The sequence below is a fragment of the Bacillus cereus group sp. BfR-BA-01309 genome (assembly GCF_022664315.1).
Lineage (GTDB): Bacteria > Bacillota > Bacilli > Bacillales > Bacillaceae_G > Bacillus_A > Bacillus_A mobilis.
The window spans coordinates 558791-578881 of record NZ_JAKUHE010000001.1; the positions used below are offsets into that span (position 1 = coordinate 558791).

A 20091-nucleotide genomic window follows, 5' to 3' on the forward strand; every position below is an offset into this window, starting at 1 on the left:
AAATTATATTTTCAGGCTTTTAACATTTAGTAATAAACAAAAGATACACCACTTAAAAAGCGGTGTATCTTTCTCAACATATACTATTTTCGATTACTTCGTTTCGTCTTAAACAGTCTCACTAAGTTCGATACAATTGTTTTCGTTACTGCATAAACTGGCACTGCTAAAATCATTCCGATAATTCCCGCAAAGTTACCTACCCCTAAAATTAAAATAATAATTGTTAACGGATGGATATTTAATTTTGAACTCATAATACGCGGTGAAATGATGTTACTTTCAAACTGTTGTACAATTGTTACGATAATAATTACGTACAACGCTTGCATCGGAGATACGAACAGACCCACAATTACAGCTGGTGCTGCACCGATAAATGGACCTAAATTAGGAATGATATTTGTAAATGCTGCTATAATTCCTAAAACGAAAGCGTACGGTAAATCGATAATTAAATAACCGATAAAAGTAAAAGCACCTACAAATATACAAACGAGCGCTTGCCCTTGAATATATGCAGATAATGTTTCATTTGTTTCCTTAATGATGCGAAGTCCTTCTTCACGGTAAGACTCTGGTAATAAGCTTACTGCTTTACCTGGAAAGGCATGTCCATCTTTAAACATATAAAATAAAATGAATGGTACTGTGAAGATAACTAATGCAACGTTTGTGATAATACCAAATAAAGCCGTTGCACTCGACGTAATTGTGTTTGGTATACCCTTTAAGTATTCAATCGCATTTTTCTCAATTGTTTCAATGGAAACATAATTTTGTGTAGATAACCATTCAAATAATCTATGATGGGATAAATCTTGTATGTATAGTTTTCCCTCTTTTATATACATCGGCATGTTTTTCACTAAATCCATTAGCTGTTGTGAGACGGTTGGAACAACAACTCCAATAGCCACTCCAGTTAAAGAAATAATAAAAAGATACAGTAGTAAAATCGCTAAACCTCTAGGGACTTTTTTATTCTCCAAAAAGACTAACAGTGGGTTAAATATGAAATATAAAAATAGCGCGATTAAGATTGGGAAAAACAACGTTGATATGAAGATACCAATCGGTTGAAATAGAAACGATATTTTTGTGCAAATAAATATGATCGCTACAACCATTAGCACTTCTAATGTCCAAAAGTGCACTTTCGATTTCAAAAAAACGTCCTCCTTTAAACTAGCACTTCTCTTCATTGTACCAAAATAAACAAGAATTTCACATAATATTTTCCTTTACAATATTCCAAAATACCAATAAATACACTACAATGAGATTACATACAAATTTGCAGGTAAAGGTGATAAAAATGACACAATGCATCATTTGCAGAAAAGATACGAAAGAACTTAGTGAACAATATGTCATCCCCGAAATATTATGTGGATATTATTTCACAAACTCAATTTGTGATACTTGCCATGAACAAATGACAACAAATATTGATCGTCCCTTAATTCGACATAAATTAAGTCAATTTAAGATTGAGCAAATGAAAAAACAAATTGATTCCCCTCTCTATACGAATGAGCATGGTGAGGAACTTGCGGCTGCTGAGACAGATGTTGTTGAAGTAAGTGATGAAATACTTTATTCCAATGCATTAATTATGAAACTATGTAAAAAACACGATATTTCACTACATAATGAAATTTGGAAAGAAGAACGTGTAACGAAAGTAGCTAGCTCTATTCAACGTGAATTACTTTTAGATAACCGTAAATACAAAATGAGTGTATTAAAAATGGCTTATACTTTCGCTGTTCAAGCTGTTGATGGCTATTTGGAAGATCCAGATGCGATTGATATTTCTAACATTCTATCAAATGCGGATTTCATGGAATTAAAAGAAAAGAGCATTGTTCGTGATTTAAGTAAAAGTTCTTTATGGAATACATTAAATACAAATAGCGAAAACCATTACTTTATTTTATTAAGTGATAAAGATGGCCTGTTCTGTTTCATTCGTCTATTTGATATTTTTGACGTTGTCGTTCATTTATCAGAAAAGAGATATGAACTTTCATCGCCTATTGTCGGCGTAAATAATGTAAGTAAGCAGGAATTTTATGTCCAAACTTTAAAACAGTATATGGATGGGCTATTTAAAGAAAAAACTACTTCTATTTAATCAGAATCAGAACATACGGTCTCCTTTCTTGATGAAAAGACACTGTGTTATAATAAGTATGAAAAGAACAATACAATCACATAAACCAATTATTAATTGTATATAAATAAAAAAGACTAGTGTGCGGCTACACACTAGTCCACGTAACTTAGCAGATTGGATTGTTCATTTATCCTATTTGTTTCTTACAAACAAAACAACCCACATTCTATTGGCATAGGTGGGTTGTTATTTTTTGAGTTTGTCTATTAAAACGACGACGAACGTTAACAATGCAACGAGAAACAGTCCACCCTGCAGTAGCAACGCTATTTCACTCACGTATTATCACCCCCCTCCTACTTTGGAGAAGTGATAATTGAACAACCAACCGTACCTTAAGTTACTATTTAATTTTACCATATTTTCTAATAGTTTACGATGAAAACCCGCAAGTGAAATACTTGCGGGTTTTTTATTCTGTATTAACAGGAAGTAAACCAAATGAAGCAAACCATAGGTGAAACTGCCTGCTAATGCCCGATTGATTCAACTAATAATCCTTTGGGACAATTCACCCAAAGGATTAAAGTTTCACATTATTTCTCCAACAAGTTTATTTCTTATTTCTTATTTCTTCTCGTCTTTCAATAATTGAAATTACAATTCTGCCACTTTATTCGCCTCTTCTAAATGAGGATATCTTGATAAAACAAATGTATCAGTTCCTAACGCTTCATACTCTATTATTCTATCTGATCTGCAACAAGTACAGTACCTACACTCCCTTGAGGAAGGCGAATTCTTTCGTTTTATTCATTAAATTGGTCCGTCAGCAAATCTAAACAGTGCGAAACTACCTGCACTAAAAGTTTGTATAGCTCCAGTTGTATTTACACCATTTTCTATAGTTACTGAAGTTGGTGAATTATTAAAAATGCTTATTGTAGTGCCAGCAGCATAATTAGCTACTTGTGATATTGTAATCATACCTGCACCATTTGCATTTGAAGCGGGTGCAATAGGAACTCCATTAATTGCTATTGCAAAATTAGAATTTGGTGCTGTGCCTACATTAAAGTTTAATTGGGCACTAAGATAATAAAGACCAGGTGTAACAATTGTAAAGGTATCTACGTTATTATAAGTTATTCCAACAACCTGTATATTTGGCCCCGGTGCTGTTGGAAGTACTACAAGACCCCCACTAGCAATTGTTTGCGTATTAATACTACTATTTGCGAATGGTTGTAAAATAGCTGAAACTGTCCCGGTCGGTCCAGTCGCTCCTGTTGAACCTGTTGGTCCTGTTGCTCCTGTTGGTCCTGTTGGCCCTGTTGGTCCAACGACGAGAGGCGGAAAAACACATGGAAAATGACATTTACATTTGTCAAATCGCTTCAAAATACTCACCTCGTATTACACGTTTTTACATCTCTCTACATAGTAATAATTAAGGATAAAAGAATGCGTGTACAAATCCTAAAAACACGATAATTAGTTCATTTATCCCCTTATATGTATACACTCTTTCAAAAAAGTTCCTTTTGTATATATTTAAAATTTACATAACATCATATTATAAGAACTTTTAACATGACAAAAAGAAGTACTATTTCGATACCCGTACTAATTTGTATTTGAATTTACCGCCGAAAAACACCTCCATCAGATTTGCATACTAAGTATGCGAATTCGATGGAGGTGTTTTTTTCATGTACCACTATTTAGGTTCACTTCACTTTATATACTTGCGATTTTTTATTCCATATTAATAGGTAGTAAACATAATAAAGCAAAACATAGGTGAAACTTTAATCCTCACTATTTTTTTAATGCATATGCATCCGCAATCATTTCACCAACAATTTTATTTTCTTGTTTCTTCTCGTCTTTCAATAATGGGAATAGTAATTCTGCTACTTCATACGCTTCTTCTAAATGCGGATATCCAGATAAAACAAACGTATCAATTCCTAACGCTTCATATTCTTTTATTCTATTTGCTACTGTATGCGGATCTCCTACAAGAGCAGTACCTGCACCACCCCTTACAAGCCCTATGCCAGCCCATAAGTTAGGACTTATCTCTAACGACTCCCGTGTACCTTTATTTAAATGTGTCATTCGTTTTTGACCGACTGAATCATATCTTGCAAATGTTTTTTGAGCGAGCTCAATTGTTTCGTTATCTACATATTGAATTAATCTCTCAGCCTCTTCCCATGCTTCTTCTTCTGTTTCTCTTACAATTACATGTAATCGGATACCGAATCTTACTGTACGCCCCTTCTCTTCTGCAAGTTTTCTTACTTCTTCGATTTTCTCTTTCACTTGCTCTGGTGGTTCGCCCCACGTTAAATATACATCACTATGTTCAGCTGCAACTTCTTTACCTGCAGCAGACGATCCGCCAAAATAAATTGGTGGATACGGTGTTTGAACTGGCGGGAACACAACTTTACTATCTGTAACTTTAATATGTTTTCCTTCTAAAGAAATACTTTCTCCTTGTAGCGTAGATTTCCAAACTTTTAAAAATTCAGCTGCTACTTCATACCTTTCATCATGTTCAAGATATAATCCATCCCCTTGCAGTTCGACTGGATCACCTCCAGCTACTACATTAATAAGTAACCTCCCATCTGAAATTCTATCAAATGTAGCTGCCATTCTCGCTGCTACTGTCGGTGACATTAGTCCTGGTCTAACTGCTACTAAAAATTTTAATTTCTCTGTCTCAGCGGCAAGTGCCGATGCTAATACCCATGGATCTTCACAACCTTGACCAGTTGGAAGTAACACACCCGTATATCCTAAATAATCAGCTGCCTGTGCAACTTGTTTATAATAACCATATTCAGCTGCTCTTCCTCTTTTTGTCGTTCCTAAATATCGACCATCTCCATAAGCTGGAATAAACCATAACAAATTCATAACTTTACACATCCCTTATTTTTATTAAAACGTATACTGAAATACTCTATATAAATTACCCCTAATAATTTACCCCGCATTAACGGGCAGTAAGATCCCCACCTCAAAATTCAGCGAAAGCAAAAAAGCTAGGTGAGGGATCAACTGCCCATAAAAGCCCGATTGGTTCAACTAATAATCAGTGGGGGATGAAGCCCCCCACTAATTAAAGTTTCACTTTATATGTTAATTCCCTGTCTCCCCTTTAAAATTATCTCGCCATCTTAAAAATTTCACTTCTAGTAAACGTACGAGTGAGTCAGAAAATTTCCCGACGAATGCAAAGATAATAATACCGACAAATACGATATCTGTGTTTGAAAATTGCCTTGCATCCATAATCATATAGCCGATACCTTCTGTAGATCCCATAAGTTCTGCTACTACTAAACTCACCCATGCAACTCCTAAAGATAATCTTGCTCCAAGTAATAGGTTTGGCAATGCGGCAGGTAAAATCAGTTTCGTAATTAATTTTCTTTTACTAAACTCTAACACTCTCGCAACATCAAATAGCTTTGAATCTACACCTCGAATCCCTAAAAACGCGTTTACGTATAAAGGAAAAAATGCGCCGTCCGCAATTAATAATACTTTCGATGTTTCTCCAAAACCGAACCATAGTACGAAAAGCGGTGCAACTGCTAAATGGGGCACAGTTCTTAACATCTGTACAGACGGATCTAAATATTGCTCACTTCTCGTTGAAAATCCAACAATCGTTCCTAAAATAATTCCTAAACTCCCGCCAATAAAGAAACCAGCCGCAGCCCTGAATACACTAATACTTAGATGGCCGAATAACTCTCCTGTTTTTATAAGTTCTTGAAAAGCTAAAAATATATCTAATGGCGTTGGTAAAACAGTTTTAGAAACTAGATCGAATACGCCAGCTAACTGCCAAATAATTAATACGACAATTGGTATCGTAATCGCTCTTACTAACACCCTTACATTCGTTTTCCGTACTTTCTTTACATTGTTTTTGCCAATCGTTATACTCGCCCTTTTCATAACAGCTTTCGTATTCTCCAATTTACAAAACCTCTTTTCAATTCGCCTTTAACGCCTTTTCTACGTAAGAATTGTCTACAACTTTATCTGTCTTTATTTCTTTCTTTATAGAACCGAGTTTATATTGAAAATCCGCTGTCTTTTGTTGTTCGGCTATTATTTCTTTCGTTACTGGAACTAAAATTGGCTTGTCGTGATCAAACACTTCTTTTACAATTTCAGCATCTATTTTCTTTGCAGAAGTAAATATTTTTATTGCTTCATCTAAGTTTGACTCTTGCCATACACGTGCCTTTTCATAAACTTCAAGGAATTTCTCAACTAATTCTGGATGTTCTTTCGCAAATTTTGTTCGCGCAATTAAAAATTCTGGAGAAGAAACATTTAATTGTTCACCATCTGTAATAACCTTGGCGCCTTTATTTAACGTATGTAGCGAAATGAATGGATCCCAAATTGCCCATGCATCTACTGACCCTGATTCAAATGCCGGTTGTGCCTCATCTGGCTGCAACTGAATGACATTTACATCTTTCGCATTAATACCTTCTTTATCTAATGCTCGATATAATAAATTAAATGCGCTACTTCCTTTTGCTACTGCGATTTTTTTACCTTTTAAATCTTTTACACTCGTAATCTTGCTATCTTTTTGTACAAGAATACCTGTTCCTTTTCTTGCGTAACTTGTATTAGCAATTTCAGTAAATACAATACCTGCTGCTTGCGCGGAAATAACTGGAGAGTTGCCAACTTCGCCAAAGTCTAATCGATTTGATGCGATTGCCTCAAAATAAGGAGGTCCGCTTTGGAACTCTGTCCATTTCACCTTAACTCCTTCTTTTTTAAACTCCTCTTCAAACCATCCCTTTTTCTGTGCCAGTAAGAGCGGGCTTAATCCTTGTTGTATACCTATTTGAATGGTTACATCTTCTTTCTTACTACTTGCTGTACTTTTTTCGCATCCAAATAAAAATAGAGATATAGCTAACGCAAATGAAAGAACTTTACATGTTTTATTCATATATAATCCACCCTTTTCCTATATACTCGTTTGAACCAGTCCCCCATATTCAAACTGATGTAGCACTTTCGTTCGAAGTTGTTGGAACGATTGAGAAGTTTTATTTCGAGGATAAGGCAAATTATTTTCAATCACTTTATGTATTTTTCCAGGCTTTGCACTCATGATGATCATTCGGTTTGAAAGATATATAGCTTCGTCTATATCATGAGTAACGAATAACATTGTCGTTTTCTTCTGCTCCCAAATGTTCAACAGTACTTCTTGCAAATGACTTCTAGTAAAAGCATCAAGTGCCCCAAACGGTTCATCAAGTAATAATACATTCGGATCTCTTAATAAAGCTCTCGCAATCGCAACACGTTGTGACATCCCGCCTGAAATTTCTTTCGGATAGGATTTTTCAAAACCGTCTAATCGAACGATTTCAACCCATTCTTTTACTTTATCTTTTACATACTTATCCTTTAACGATAGATCTGCAGCAATATTTTCTTCAACTGTTAGCCATGGAAACAAGCGGTGTTCTTGAAAAATAAACCCTTGTTTCTTACTCGGTTTTACGATTTGCTCCCCATCGATAACAACCTTACCTTCGAATTCGTCATCTAATCCAGCAACAATTTTCAAAAGCGTACTTTTCCCACAACCACTCGGTCCGATTACAGTGACAAAATCCCCTCTCTCTAATTGAAAATTAATATCTTCTAATACTTGGACCGTACCAGTTTGTTTCGAAAAATATTTTGATACCCCATTAATTGAAACAGTCACTTTTCCCCCTCCTTGAAATGATTCATTTAAATGAACAGATTCAGTATTTATATAATAAAAAAACCAAAGGCATTTCATTACAAAATGAAATGCCTTTGGTTTCTCCAATCAGCTATACGTTATAGAATTAACTACATACTATACAAATTTTTCCGATAAGTCAACTAGGTTTTAATGAACGTTATTTATTTTTAAAAATGGTAGCAGTTTCTGAAATGATATTCAGAAGCGATTCTTGAATTGTATTTTTGACTGTATGAAGAGCTTTTTCTACATATCCGTCTTTAAATTGTTCTAACGGCTCAGGTAATTCATCCTCGTCCAATATAAAAAACTCTCCACTTGGAAGTACCATAATATCAAGGATTAAATCTTCAAAGGATACCACTTCATCCGTTATACAAGTATTCTTTACAATATTAAAATAAGAACCTAGATAACTCCCACTCTGATTTCTCCAAACGTATAAATTATACGGACGATTCCTCCAGTAGTATGCAATTGTACAACTTCCTTTCGGGATCGTTAACTTCTTATCGTTCGCTTCCATTGTAAAAGAGTACTGTACTTCATGGTATAAAACAATATTATCTGGCTGCGTTTCTATTAATAAACAAGCATGATCTACAGTTGTAACATCATATCGGATTTTTCTTTCAATAATTTCAATCCCTGACGGACTTAAGCAACTCATTTTTAAATGCCCCTTTTATTTTAGTTCTTTCATTATAACTCTTTATATTTCCGCTAAGAAAGCGTTCAGTCTATTCATTTATTGTTTTTTAAGTTAAAATTTATATGATTTCATTTTCTACTTCACAAAAAAGTTCCTTCTACGTTAGAAGGAACTCCAATAGCATTATTCATGTTTCAACTTCTCCGTAACCATATCATAAAATTTCCGTTCCTCATCAACATTTAAGTGAACACGACTTACAGTTTTAGAAAATCCATATAACAATCGCGCCTTCACTGGCTCTTTTAGTGTTATTTCAAATGTTGGAGGTTCCTTTATAAATTCCATCACAGTTGCGTCAAGGACCTCTTTCTCTTTCTTTAAATATTCTCCTTTATAAAACGAAATTTTATCAATTTGTGTAAATGGTATAACAATTTTCTTTCCTAATCCGATTTGAATGATTATTTGTTCTTCTGTAATGATAATCGGATTTTTACGCATTGCTTGTATTTCAGCTAAACAATAAACCATTCCGTATACGTTTAAGACAAGTAAAATCCATGCTACTACTGGATTCCATTGATGAAGCAAATAATGAAAACCGATACTTTCTATTAAGGTAGCATGAATGATCATGATATATACACCTATTGCACCAGTCTTTTTGTGATAGGTGTATACAGATTCACCTTCCGGTACTGTTGCACGCCACGATAAAAATGCATAATAGATTAACTTACACTCTGTTACAATGATATCTACTAATTTATTTCTTTCCATAGTAGCATCAAACGCTGCATCAATCGCATAAGAAAATGGAGAACACTCTCTTTTATATTCTTTATATTTTTTTATTATGTTAGGCAGCATTCTAACGATTTTATAAAGAAGGAATAACTCTAAGCATACAAACGCAATTTCTCCTGCAACTATAATATAGGAAACGTACGAAAAAACTTGAAAATAGTCATTTGGAATAATAAACCTTGCAAATATATACCCGGCTATTACGACAGGTATTATATACGTTAACGAATATCTTTTTCGAATAATAAAGAAATACGTAACGACTGGAACTACAAACATACAATCTAGCAAAGAGCCAAGCACTACTTCTTTCGGAGCACCTGGTACAATTGGAAGAGCATACAATAAATAGTTTGATAACAAGATGAAAGATATTAATCCAAACCAAATACCTTTTCGCCTTCGTGATAGTGTGGCATTCATACATTCACCCTCTATTTAAAAACCTCGTCTAAATGGTCTTTATAAAATGAAATGGCACGTTCATATTCTTTTACTTCCTCTACTTTCAAAACTGTTTCAAGTAATAATTTCATTGCGGATTCATGATCGTTTACGTTATATTTTGCTAATGACAAAAATACTTTTATCACATCATTATCCGGAAACTGCTGCAAAGCTGTTTCTAAAACTGTAATTGCTTTATCATACTCACCTATACAACGATATGTACTGCCAAGACCGATATATGCACCACAAAGTGACTCACCATCAAGACCATTTGCAATTGCCTGTTCATAATACGGCAAAGCCTCCGTTTCAAGTCCCATTACATCATGTATCCAGGCGCATTGAAACAGCACTTCGGCATCTCGCGTAAAGTTTGTTAGCCCTATAAGTATCTCTCTCGATTGTGCATATTTCTTTTCATTTCTTAGTTTTATAGCTTGCTTTAATAAATGTTCCATAGAATCCACTCCTCACCAATTATTCTATGTATCCATCTTGAATGGTTAATGTTCGTGTAAAAGTAAAATTCCCATTAATTAAAGTTTCGCTTACCTATATATATTATGCGGATTCATTCTTATCCAAATACTTAAAATTATAAAACAGTAATGTGATTACATAGTACTTCTAACCTTTTGACAATTTCTTTCGCTGTTTCATCTTTCCCGTTACATAACTTCCCTTTACCGTCTTCTCCAATTACGTGGTGTACCGCTCCGCGTGAATATAAAGAATGTGGTGAATTCGCAATCATTACACTTGCCTTCGCTTCTTCCATTCTTTTCTTCGCTCTTTCAAACAGTTCTTCTTCATTTATATCGCTTTCAAGTTTAAAGCCAACTAGTACCGTTTCTGGATCCCACTCTTTTATTTGTTTTAATACTTTTGGAGCCTTTTGAAAATGAATAATTGGTGCTATATCACTTGAAATTTTCCCATTCATATCAAGTAGCTTACCATCTTGATCACAAATTTTGTCTACAATCCAATCTGATCCAGCGGCTGCCATAATAACCGCATCTACTTTTTCATGCGTAATTATACTTTTCATTTTATCTTGTAAATCAACAATTCCTTCAAATGGATGTAATTCCAATTGATTATATATATCGTTCGGTTTTTCGGCGAAATAACCGTGTAAATATATAACATGTGCCCCTTTTTTAATAAGCCCTTCGGCGATTATTCTCCCAATTGTGCCTTTCGCCATATTCGTATGCCCGCGTACTTGGTCCCATTTTTCTAAACAACCACCGCTCGTAATTAATACCTTTTTTCCCTTCATTGTAACCATCCCTTACTGATTTTTCTTACGAAACCATTCTGTTCCAAAGTCAACGATATCTCGTTGCTTCATAAGACGGCACGTTGCATTTCCTATTTTTCCATTTATTACAGTTCCCTTTCGCTCAAACTCTACGCCGATTTCTACAAACTTATCAGAATCGTAATCCATATCAACAAACTCTTTCCATACTCTTGCCCCATTCTCTATAATTGGTGCCCCTACTTTTATTAACTCACATGCACCAGTACGTACTTCAGATAAATGAACAGACGTATTGGAATCATATCCAACACCAATTAATAATACATATCCGTCTAAATCGTATATTTTTCTTAATGGAGATTCCTCTCCTAAACTCATTGATAGCGACTGATTCATCGTTATTTCATCTGCCTGCTTTCCCCATGCAGCAAAACTTCCTAACGGATGGTTACTACGTACTACATTCGGATATGTACGAAAACATTCAACTACTTTTCCCATTGCTCTTGTTGGTGTAATATGTGGCTCGAATGCCGGGACATTATCTCGAATAATTTGCCACCATTCTTCAGGGACAGGCGGTCTTGACCAATGTTTCGGATCAGATAAATCCGAAGATTGTGTTGGCATAATAATTGTTCCCTCTTCCGTAATAACTTCCATTAGCGCCTCTACTACCGCAACTGCTCCGCCAGATACCCAGCCAATAGAACTGAGCGAAGAATGCACAATAACCGTCATTCCTTTTTCTAACCCTAATTCTCTTAAATCATTTGTAATTGTTTTGATTGTATTTGGCAATTGTGTACTTGCCACTATGTCATTCATTTTCACGATTGTTCCCCCATTTTTTAAAACTACTACATACATATATTATCATATTTTTCTTAATTTTTAACTTAATCATTTTTATACTTATAAAATAGCGAACTATAAAAACAAATTGATTTTTAACATATACAGAAAGAGCGTTTAATTCCTCTTAAAAACGTGTAGTTTTTATCAATTAACAAAAATAACACCGAAAAAAAGAATCACATTTTATGTTAGTGATTCTTTTTCTATAAGATAACGATGCCCCATTTCAACAAAAAATGGCATATTTAATTTTAAAATGTGTTTCTTATAAATATTTTTCAATTTATGTATTTAAACCTCGAACTTCAGGAACATTTGAAGTTATTTTTGCCCTTGTAGTTGCTCTACTATAGTTTTTGCTTGTATATCAAGTCTCTGGGCCGCTTCACCAATACCATTGAATTCATGAACTGCTTGTTCTATACATGAGTAACTTTCAGTAACTCTCTTTTCTGATTGAAGGGTCCCTGCACTAATCTTTTGTACCTGTTTGGTTATATTCTCCACATTAAAGTGTACATCTGTAGTTACAGTTTTAACTTTATTTGCTAAATTACGAACTTCATTTGCAACAACATTAAAACCACTACCATAGGTACCAGCATGGGCGGCCTGAATTCCAGCATTTAAGGCCAATAAATTAGTTTGTGTGGCAATTTCATTAATCGTTTTTACCATGTCGCGTATCATATTAGTTTGTACGTTAAGCTCGTGTAATAACTTCATATTGTCATTAGTTTGTTCGACTATTTGTTTAATGGCCGCGGAAACCATATGACTACGCTTAATCCCTTCTTGCGCACGTTCCTTTAGATTTTCCGCCATCTCTTGCAATTCAAGTGTTACCTTTGCCGTCCCATTCTCACGCGCAGTAATATCTGTAGCGACTTTAATAACCGCTTGAACTTTTCCATTCTTATCTACAACAGGGGCATATGTCGCTTCTAGCCATATAATTTCCCCTTGTTTAGTGATTCTCTGTATTTTCCTTTGAAATGAGACTCCATTCCGAAAATTTCTCCAAAAGATATCATATTCTGGACTTAGAGCAAACTGTGAAGTACAAAACTGACGATGATGACTGTTTAATAGTTCATCCACTTCATAGCCCATTGCATATGCAAAATTATGATTTGCCCATATTACTTTTCCATAGGGATCAAACTCAATCATAGCTAGTGAACGTTCTAATGCAGCAAGTACCTCCCCTTGATTTAATACTTGTGTACTAAGTGAAATAGTTTTTGAAATATTATCACTCTTCATATTCTTCTCCCCATTTCAAAAAATTAAATATCATAGCATCTCCCATTAAATATACCACTATCGAATTATACTAATATTTATATAATTTGTCCCACTTTAATTAATACGCTCTTTAATAATATTTTTTTCAAAATAAAAAGAGCACTTTTAATTTCAAAGTGCTCTACCATTAATGCTTTTTTTCATATATTTCTTACCCTTCAATCGTAACCCCTGTAAACATCGATAAGTTTCCCGTGATTTTCTCGCCTACACGTAAAAATAGCCCTGCGGCTCTCCCGCTAATACAGTGTGAACCAATTAATAGTTTACCAGTATACGGACCATCCCATGTGTCAATTGTATAGTCAGGCATTTCTATGTATTGCTGGTATATTTTTCGCTGTTCAAAGTAATACTCCGTTTTATCTTCAGCTAATAGGTCATCATTATCGTATATAGATACCCCTCCGCCTTCACGGCCGTATAAAGGCTTAGAAACATATGATGCATCTCTTTCTATAAACGGCTTATTTGTAAAATATGTTGGTATGAAGTAGTTTTGAATGATTTCTCTCTCTTCTTTCTCAAAGAAAGCTCCCTCTTCGAACAGTTGCCAAATTAATGCGAGAACACTTTTATTTTGCATAAGAAAAGCTGCAGGTGGATTAATGATTTTCACTCTTCCTTGCGCTATATGATCTAAAAACTGAAGTCCAATTCTTTTCCCATTTTTATCGGCATCTGAAACTAAATATTCAATTGGATATAGTCTATATAAATAATGGATTCGTTCACCATTTGGCGTATATATACCATCATCTGCAACGACGATATCTTGTATGCCTATATAGTCCGTTGATTGATCTAAGCAATAGCTTCTTAAAAATTGAACTGTTTGATGATCTTCATCGTGCCAATCATAACTAGTAAAATAAATCGTCTCGATAGGACTTATATTATAGTCATGTTTAATTTGTTCCCACGCCTGCACAATATGCTCTTCTATATGATTTGGGTGATTCACATCGTGATAACGGCATAACACTTCATTTGCGACGGACGGCTCTAAATAACCTGTTGGTGTATCACAATTTACTTCTATTAATTTTATATCTTCGCCATTTACGATAAAGTCAAACCTTGTAAAATATGAAAACAAACCAATATGTTTCATTCTCACAATTTCCCACGTTTCAGCTGGACATCCTAGTTTTTGAAAATCTTCTGTCGTATTTACAATATATTGATACGTTCTATATAATACATACATAATTTCCTCTGTCGCTTTTGAAATTGCAGTATACGTGTTTACTGGCATACGATACATACCCGTTGCCATATATTGATTCCATTCTTCTTTCTCTAAAAGGCTCGGCCATGTAAATCCATTCCTACCAGCCTCTTCCGCAAGTGAAAACCATACTTTCATATACTCTTTCTGCTCTTGTTCTGTATACATGACTCCATTATCCTTTCGTGTTATGATCCGGCTGGTGCTTTTGCATTCCCAATTCCACTGGAACCAGAATTCACTTTTGGCGTTTGTGTCGTAGATGATTTCGGCGCATTTGTATCTGGCGTCACTTTATTTGAGGAATTTGGCTGTTGTTTATTTAAATCTACTTTATTGGAAGAGTTATTATTGTTACTGTTAGTTCCGCCGTAATAACCTCCACCACCGCTTCCACCAGTTCTACCTTGGTCTTTTTCACGATATGGAATAACATTATTTGCATACGGTTTCTTCATTATATTTGGTTTTGCTGTATAATTCATATTTGAAGTTCTGCTTGCTAATAAATATCCTGCTACGAATGGAAGTATTGGTAAATGTGAATTTTCATTATACGATGAAAATGATGGGTTATTTTCCTTGCATAACTCATCATTTTCTGCATTTTCATTAGTAGGAGTTTTATCATCACAATTTAATGTTTCTTGTTCATTCCCTTGTTTTCCACCATCTGTTTTAACAGCAGTACTTTCTTTCTGGGCCGTTTCTTCTTCATAATCGCCACAGCCTGTTAATAAAAAAGATGACACCCCAATTGAAGTAGCAATTTTTATAAATTTACTTTTATCCATTCTCATGTGTTATACACCTAATTTCTTTTATCTATATTTTTCCAGATACCTTTATTATATAATGTAATTCTTACTTTTTTCAAACTATACTTAATATGTATATTTGCATATTTTCAATGCTATCCTTCCAGATAGCATTGAAACCTTTCGACTCCCGGATACTTTTCTCCTAAACTTTTAACCAGAAAACCAATTTTCTTATAAAATTCTACTGCCTCTTTGTCTGTCTCTGCTTCTACATAAGTCAATTGATGTATTCTTAATACTTCCTTTATCATTTGCAATGCAATTCCTTTATAACGATATTTCGGAGCGACTGCTATATGGCAAATTCTCGCTTTATTTGCTCCGATTATTTCAATACCTATACAAGCTTTTTCTTCATATTTATAAAAAGTCCCTTTATTCTTTTCATAAAATAAAACTGCTTTCTTTAAGCTAGTTTCACTTGGACCAATTGCATACTGTAGTACATGTAAAATTGGATCTTTTTCAATTTGTTCAACACGCTGTAAATTCATTCTTCCATCCCTTTCTATGAAAAAAGACTAGCTCTTTATAAAAAGAGCTAATCTCATTACGCCGTTATTTTTTCTTCTTTCTTCACAACGACCGCTACATAACTATGTAGTATCATTCCGACAATAACAAGACTCATACCAATCCAAGATAAAGATGACGGAATTGGAGCAGATAGTAAGATGAGCTCTCCTACTAGCGCAAATAAAACTTCACCGGATTGTGTTGCTTCTACTGTTGCTAGTTTTTGCGGATCATCTTTTACAAGATCTGTCGCAAAGAAGAATAATACTGTCGCGATTAAACCAGAACTAACTGCTACAATAAAACATTGGAAAACTTGGCTACTTGACGGTAGCTCGCCTGTTGATACTTCATAACCAGATAGTAAAAACCAAAATGGTAAACTTGCTAATGTCATACCGAGAACTCGCTGGAATACATCTAATTCCCCTTTACAAACTTGCATCATTTTCCGGTTTCCAAGAGGATACGCAAACGCTGCAATAAGGACAGGAACTACACATAAAACGGTTTCACGAATCCCTAATGAAGAAGCATGTTCTACTTGCATGAGTACAACACCGCATAAAATAATACCCGACATAACTAATTCCTTAATTGGAAGTTTTTTATGTAATGGATCTACAGCAAAAAATGGTGTTAATAAAATTCCTGCGACGATTGTAATTTGCCATGTTGATGCAACGAGCCAACCAGGTCCAAAAGCTCCAGCAAAACTAATTGGTGCATAGAAGAGACCAAATCCTACGATACTCCACACTAGCCATTCTTTCGGATTATTTTTCATATATTGAAAGAGTTGCTTTAAATTACCTCTATACATGACAATAAGTAAAAGCATTGGAACCATAAAGTAGTACCGTAATGAAGCACTCCAAATCCAGCTTCCACCTTCTAAGTCCATTGCCCGGTTTAAAACGAAGGTAAAGGCAAAGAAAAATGATGCCAATATTCCTACTGCAATAGCTTTCATTATAAAACCCCTTGTTTAGTTTCTTCTTAATACTATACAACAAATTAAATATAATTAAAATTCGAAATCTTTATCTCGCATCTATTCTAGCCCTATATAGTTTTCTTAACTGACTAATATGAGCTTGATGGTACCGATTATGATCGGCTATATGCCATATCCCCCACCTTATAGTCGCACTTTCTCCCTTTTCATAAAAAACTTCCCGTGTTAAATCATTTTCTGTTAGTTTCATACATTCCTCATATAACATACGTTGCACAGCTTCATAATCTTGCATTAATTGTTGCAGAGTCTGTTTTCTTAAACTTGGCAGTTCTCCTACTTCATTTAACATAGGTCCATATATTTTTTCAAGTGCCAGTGGAACTGCTTCTCTTTTTAAGCGATACACCCAATGTAAATCAACAACTGCTAAATGTTGAAGTAGTTGTCCGATGTTATTTTCATTATTTTCTGCCCCTTTAAAAAACAGTTCCTTCTCATCAGTACCTTCTACTAACTTTTGCAATCGTTTATATGTATCTGTAACCATCGCATACAAAATCGCTACTTGTGGGTTCATATTTTTGTCTAAATGGAGATCTTTCATACTAAACTCCCTTTCTTACAAGAATAACACCATATATTCATCGTCACTATATACACCGTTCATTTTTAAAGCTCTTTTTTCGATTCCATACGTTTGAAAGCCCATTGATTCGTATAATTTTTTTGCTGGTTCGTTTGTGGACACAACACCTAGATTTAATTGTTCCAAATTCATTTCACTTGCTCTTTCAATTGCCTTACGTATTAACTCACGTGCAAGGCCACTTCTTCGATTACTTGCATCTACATACATCGCAACGATATGACCTTTATGTTTATACGCCTCTTTCTCTTCTGTTAGTAAAGTGACAACTCCAACTAATTGTTGATCCTCATTAAAAGCACCAAATGTACAGCTAGTATTAGCTGTTAAATTACTTTCCACTCGCTTAATCGGATTTTGCTGGCGAATCGCCTCTTCATAAGTTGTTACAAATGCCTCAGGATTTACTTGTAATGCTTGTAAACGTAACTCCCAATATTGTTTCGCATCTTCTTTCGTAAGTAATCGAATCATACTATTCCAGCCCCTTTAAGTTAACATAATATTTTTATAAACCACTTTTTAAAGAATCGTATTCTTTTCTTAACATACTATAACGATAACGATGAATGAACTTCCCTTGACGTAATCGATCATTTCTCATTAGCCCTTCACAAACAAAACCAGCCTTTTCATAACTCTTTCTAGCTTGAAAATTATCTTCATCTACACGTAGCCAAACTTTTTCTAATTCAAATTCATAGAATGCTAGATGTAACATACTATCTAGAGCCGCTATTCCATACCCTTTACCCCAGTATTCTTTATTACCAATCGCGATTCCCAGTTCTGCATTTTGATTTGTTTTATCAAAATTTTTAAGATCTACCCATCCAATATGTATGCCGTTCTCTGCAGTGATAGCTCTTTGTTCATAGCCATTTTTCCGATTTATACATGCTTCAATCCATTTTTTCGTTTCTTCACGAGTAAACGGTGGATATTGATCTGGTACAACTAGATGTTTTGTTACTTTTGTATCTAATGACCATTGATAACGACTTTCTACATCATCTAGTGTCAGTTCTCTTAATTGAACGAATGGTACATTCATTGTGCTATCCCCTTTTTATTTTCCTATAGAAAATCCTTCGAACATTCTTCCTCCATACTGTTCTAGCGTTTTTTCTACAAAAGTAATTAATTTACTTTTCTCTCCCGTTGTATAAAAATGATCAAACGCCGCTACAAATTGATCTGCATATTGTTCATCATATTTTCTAAGTACCCTTATAAACCATTTTGAATTACCAAGCCATTTACGATTTACTCTTAATACATATTCATGTACTAAATCAGCTAATAAATTCGCGATAAACAATTCTTCTTCTCTTTTTGTCGCCCCGATAAAGTCATCCAAAGTATCCGTAATAAAATATCGCTTCTGCTTCATCATTTCTTCAGTCCATTTAGCTGGTCCTTTATTTAGTAAATCATTTGCTTCTCTTTTTAATTCCTCAACAATTTCATTTTCACCTTTTAATACAATTCCCTCTGAAACTAATTGTGGCAATGAAGGTCTTCCGCGATCACAATCCATTTTAAAAAAGGTTTTATACGTTTCAAAATTATGTACAAACACCTCAACGGGCCATCCATTACTATAAAAAGATTCTCTATAACAAGATGACAAACTACGATCTATTATTACAATGTCCAAATCAGATGTTTTTGTCGCTTCCCCTCGTACAACACTTCCTCCCAGTAAAGCTACATCACAATTCGGAAATTGTGATGTAATGATGCTTTGTGCCGCTTCCATTGGTTTCATAGCCGTTCTCCTATTCTTATTTCACTTTCTTTTTTTCAGCTCTTTCTTTTGTTTTTTTAATATAGGCTTCTGCATCAGGTGTTTTACATGATGTTTCACCGTGATCAACTTCTACTTTCCCAATCACGCGTGCAGTTTCAATCGCCTGTCGTTCCAAACTTTCATTCCGAACACCTACTGCAATTAAAGCTCTATTCATCGCTTCTCTTTTACGATTTTTTTCATTATGTATATAAGTTTTAATCTCTTCTAGATACGGTAAAAAGAAATCATCATGTAACGTTTTATTTTTAATCGCGATATTCGCTAATAATGACCAACCTGCTCTTCCGATCCATTCATCATCAGACTTTGTCCATTCTTCCATTCTTTCTATCGCAATTGGCGACGTACAAATAGCGGTCATCAAAACGTCCATTAAACAATAATAATCAACTTCCTGCACCCATTTATTTAGTTGTGCTGTCGTAACTTTCTTCGGATCTAAAATCATAGTCGCTAAAGTCATTGCATCCATATTTTTTGTTTCCCATAATAAAATCGCTAAATCATGATCTTTTTTTATCTTCTTTTTTAACAATTTTAAATTGGCAAAACTAACTCCAAATAACGGCTCTTTCGCCCCATGATTTTTAAAGATCTTACGATTTTGTTCTGTTCCATATTCCTCTAGTTGCTGCATTACTTCTTCAAGTAACATATGCCACCTCTTTTATATTTTGTTGACTCCACATATGTATGTACGTTATATTCTACATTATTTTCTTGTTTTCCTATATTTATTTTTAAAATACGGTAAGTGAAATTTTATAGTTGCTATATATAACTAAAACAACCACGAAAAACCTGTACATTTTACATATACA

Annotated in this window: 23 protein-coding genes; 1 reads left to right on the forward strand and 22 read right to left on the reverse strand. The window is 34.4% G+C overall.

Annotation, left to right across the window (positions count from 1 at the left end; genetic code table 11):
* Positions 1–83: 83 nt before the first annotated feature.
* On the reverse strand, positions 84–1169 hold the full coding sequence (locus tag MR115_RS02940; protein WP_097820343.1) for an AI-2E family transporter: 1086 nt from the start codon (positions 1167–1169) through the stop codon (positions 84–86).
* A 149-nt stretch (positions 1170–1318) separates the two neighbouring features.
* On the opposite strand from MR115_RS02940, the gene MR115_RS02945 reads away from it, so the two are divergent.
* A complete protein-coding gene (locus MR115_RS02945; protein WP_088029946.1) occupies positions 1319–2140 on the forward strand; it encodes an HNH endonuclease in 822 nt (273 codons plus the stop codon).
* 228 nt (positions 2141–2368) lie between these two features.
* Here the strand turns inward: MR115_RS02945 and MR115_RS02950 are convergent, their stop codons facing one another.
* The 21 genes from MR115_RS02950 to MR115_RS03055 form a co-directional block, all read right to left on the reverse strand.
* Positions 2369–2461: a putative holin-like toxin gene (locus MR115_RS02950; RefSeq protein ID WP_001289320.1), complete on the reverse strand. Its 93-nt coding sequence runs from the start codon at positions 2459–2461 to the stop codon at positions 2369–2371.
* A 477-nt stretch (positions 2462–2938) separates the two neighbouring features.
* Positions 2939–3523 carry a hypothetical protein gene (locus MR115_RS02960; protein WP_242239995.1) on the reverse strand — a complete coding sequence of 195 codons (585 nt, stop codon included), beginning with the start codon at positions 3521–3523 and terminating at the stop codon, positions 2939–2941.
* 420 nt (positions 3524–3943) lie between these two features.
* Positions 3944–5056, reverse strand: coding sequence for an FMNH2-dependent alkanesulfonate monooxygenase (ssuD, locus tag MR115_RS02965; RefSeq protein ID WP_242239785.1), 1113 nt, complete (start codon positions 5054–5056; stop codon positions 3944–3946).
* 225 nt (positions 5057–5281) lie between these two features.
* Complete coding sequence (locus MR115_RS02970) at positions 5282–6130, reverse strand: ABC transporter permease (RefSeq protein WP_242239786.1); 849 nt, start codon at positions 6128–6130, stop codon at positions 5282–5284.
* A gap of 16 nt (positions 6131–6146) precedes the next feature.
* Positions 6147–7133: an aliphatic sulfonate ABC transporter substrate-binding protein gene (locus tag MR115_RS02975; protein WP_242239788.1), complete on the reverse strand. Its 987-nt coding sequence runs from the start codon at positions 7131–7133 to the stop codon at positions 6147–6149.
* A gap of 18 nt (positions 7134–7151) precedes the next feature.
* On the reverse strand, positions 7152–7907 hold the full coding sequence (locus MR115_RS02980; RefSeq protein WP_242239790.1) for an ABC transporter ATP-binding protein: 756 nt from the start codon (positions 7905–7907) through the stop codon (positions 7152–7154).
* A 181-nt stretch (positions 7908–8088) separates the two neighbouring features.
* Positions 8089–8601: a ribonuclease FAU-1 family protein gene (locus tag MR115_RS02985; RefSeq protein ID WP_242239792.1), complete on the reverse strand. Its 513-nt coding sequence runs from the start codon at positions 8599–8601 to the stop codon at positions 8089–8091.
* A 165-nt stretch (positions 8602–8766) separates the two neighbouring features.
* Positions 8767–9816 (reverse strand): hypothetical protein, encoded by a 1050-nt coding sequence (locus MR115_RS02990; RefSeq protein WP_242239794.1) that lies wholly within the window; start codon positions 9814–9816, stop codon positions 8767–8769.
* A gap of 11 nt (positions 9817–9827) precedes the next feature.
* Positions 9828–10301 (reverse strand): tetratricopeptide repeat protein, encoded by a 474-nt coding sequence (locus MR115_RS02995; protein WP_132132568.1) that lies wholly within the window; start codon positions 10299–10301, stop codon positions 9828–9830.
* Between the two features lie 137 nt (positions 10302–10438).
* Entirely contained in the window at positions 10439–11128 is a 690-nt protein-coding gene (locus MR115_RS03000; protein WP_242239795.1) for a phosphopantothenoylcysteine decarboxylase domain-containing protein, read from the reverse strand.
* A gap of 12 nt (positions 11129–11140) precedes the next feature.
* Positions 11141–11941 (reverse strand): BA2930 family N-acetyltransferase, encoded by an 801-nt coding sequence (gene aacC, locus MR115_RS03005; protein ID WP_132133136.1) that lies wholly within the window; start codon positions 11939–11941, stop codon positions 11141–11143.
* Between the two features lie 351 nt (positions 11942–12292).
* The gene (locus MR115_RS03010; RefSeq protein WP_242239797.1) at positions 12293–13237 is read right to left on the reverse strand and encodes a methyl-accepting chemotaxis protein; all 945 of its coding nucleotides are present in this window, start codon (positions 13235–13237) and stop codon (positions 12293–12295) included.
* 193 nt (positions 13238–13430) lie between these two features.
* Complete coding sequence (locus MR115_RS03015; RefSeq protein WP_242239798.1) at positions 13431–14678, reverse strand: glutathionylspermidine synthase family protein; 1248 nt, start codon at positions 14676–14678, stop codon at positions 13431–13433.
* A gap of 20 nt (positions 14679–14698) precedes the next feature.
* The gene (locus MR115_RS03020) at positions 14699–15310 is read right to left on the reverse strand and encodes a hypothetical protein (RefSeq protein WP_132132576.1); all 612 of its coding nucleotides are present in this window, start codon (positions 15308–15310) and stop codon (positions 14699–14701) included.
* 113 nt (positions 15311–15423) lie between these two features.
* Complete coding sequence (locus MR115_RS03025) at positions 15424–15825, reverse strand: GNAT family N-acetyltransferase (RefSeq protein WP_132132578.1); 402 nt, start codon at positions 15823–15825, stop codon at positions 15424–15426.
* Positions 15826–15881: 56 nt separating this feature from the next.
* A complete protein-coding gene (locus MR115_RS03030) occupies positions 15882–16820 on the reverse strand; it encodes a DMT family transporter (protein ID WP_242239799.1) in 939 nt (312 codons plus the stop codon).
* A gap of 70 nt (positions 16821–16890) precedes the next feature.
* Positions 16891–17412: a DinB family protein gene (locus MR115_RS03035; protein ID WP_098586924.1), complete on the reverse strand. Its 522-nt coding sequence runs from the start codon at positions 17410–17412 to the stop codon at positions 16891–16893.
* A 15-nt stretch (positions 17413–17427) separates the two neighbouring features.
* Positions 17428–17928 (reverse strand): GNAT family N-acetyltransferase, encoded by a 501-nt coding sequence (locus MR115_RS03040; RefSeq protein WP_061679636.1) that lies wholly within the window; start codon positions 17926–17928, stop codon positions 17428–17430.
* Between the two features lie 34 nt (positions 17929–17962).
* Complete coding sequence (locus MR115_RS03045) at positions 17963–18508, reverse strand: GNAT family N-acetyltransferase (RefSeq protein ID WP_242239800.1); 546 nt, start codon at positions 18506–18508, stop codon at positions 17963–17965.
* A gap of 15 nt (positions 18509–18523) precedes the next feature.
* A complete protein-coding gene (locus MR115_RS03050) occupies positions 18524–19225 on the reverse strand; it encodes a nucleotidyltransferase domain-containing protein (RefSeq protein ID WP_132132584.1) in 702 nt (233 codons plus the stop codon).
* A gap of 16 nt (positions 19226–19241) precedes the next feature.
* Complete coding sequence (locus MR115_RS03055) at positions 19242–19925, reverse strand: DNA alkylation repair protein (RefSeq protein WP_132132586.1); 684 nt, start codon at positions 19923–19925, stop codon at positions 19242–19244.
* Positions 19926–20091: the final 166 nt, after the last annotated feature.

Excerpts from the sequence above, each read along its gene's own strand:
- MR115_RS02945 (WP_088029946.1), top strand. The coding sequence starts at position 1,319 with ATGACACAATGCATCATTTGCAGAAAAGATACGAAAGAACTTAGTGAA.
- MR115_RS03055 (WP_132132586.1), bottom strand. The coding sequence starts at position 19,925 with ATGTTACTTGAAGAAGTAATGCAGCAACTAGAGGAATATGGAACAGAA.
- MR115_RS03040 (WP_061679636.1), bottom strand. The coding sequence starts at position 17,928 with ATGATTCGATTACTTACGAAAGAAGATGCGAAACAATATTGGGAGTTA.
- MR115_RS02990 (WP_242239794.1), bottom strand. The coding sequence starts at position 9,816 with ATGAATGCCACACTATCACGAAGGCGAAAAGGTATTTGGTTTGGATTA.
- MR115_RS03015 (WP_242239798.1), bottom strand. The coding sequence starts at position 14,678 with ATGTATACAGAACAAGAGCAGAAAGAGTATATGAAAGTATGGTTTTCA.
- MR115_RS03050 (WP_132132584.1), bottom strand. The coding sequence starts at position 19,225 with ATGAAACCAATGGAAGCGGCACAAAGCATCATTACATCACAATTTCCG.
- MR115_RS03045 (WP_242239800.1), bottom strand. The coding sequence starts at position 18,508 with ATGAATGTACCATTCGTTCAATTAAGAGAACTGACACTAGATGATGTA.
- MR115_RS03020 (WP_132132576.1), bottom strand. The coding sequence starts at position 15,310 with ATGAGAATGGATAAAAGTAAATTTATAAAAATTGCTACTTCAATTGGG.
- MR115_RS02975 (WP_242239788.1), bottom strand. The coding sequence starts at position 7,133 with ATGAATAAAACATGTAAAGTTCTTTCATTTGCGTTAGCTATATCTCTA.
- MR115_RS03030 (WP_242239799.1), bottom strand. The coding sequence starts at position 16,820 with ATGAAAGCTATTGCAGTAGGAATATTGGCATCATTTTTCTTTGCCTTT.
- MR115_RS03025 (WP_132132578.1), bottom strand. The coding sequence starts at position 15,825 with ATGAATTTACAGCGTGTTGAACAAATTGAAAAAGATCCAATTTTACAT.
- MR115_RS03000 (WP_242239795.1), bottom strand. The coding sequence starts at position 11,128 with ATGAAGGGAAAAAAGGTATTAATTACGAGCGGTGGTTGTTTAGAAAAA.
- MR115_RS02995 (WP_132132568.1), bottom strand. The coding sequence starts at position 10,301 with ATGGAACATTTATTAAAGCAAGCTATAAAACTAAGAAATGAAAAGAAA.
- MR115_RS02985 (WP_242239792.1), bottom strand. The coding sequence starts at position 8,601 with ATGAGTTGCTTAAGTCCGTCAGGGATTGAAATTATTGAAAGAAAAATC.
- ssuD (WP_242239785.1), bottom strand. The coding sequence starts at position 5,056 with ATGAATTTGTTATGGTTTATTCCAGCTTATGGAGATGGTCGATATTTA.
- aacC (WP_132133136.1), bottom strand. The coding sequence starts at position 11,941 with ATGAATGACATAGTGGCAAGTACACAATTGCCAAATACAATCAAAACA.
- MR115_RS03010 (WP_242239797.1), bottom strand. The coding sequence starts at position 13,237 with ATGAAGAGTGATAATATTTCAAAAACTATTTCACTTAGTACACAAGTA.
- MR115_RS03035 (WP_098586924.1), bottom strand. The coding sequence starts at position 17,412 with ATGAAAGATCTCCATTTAGACAAAAATATGAACCCACAAGTAGCGATT.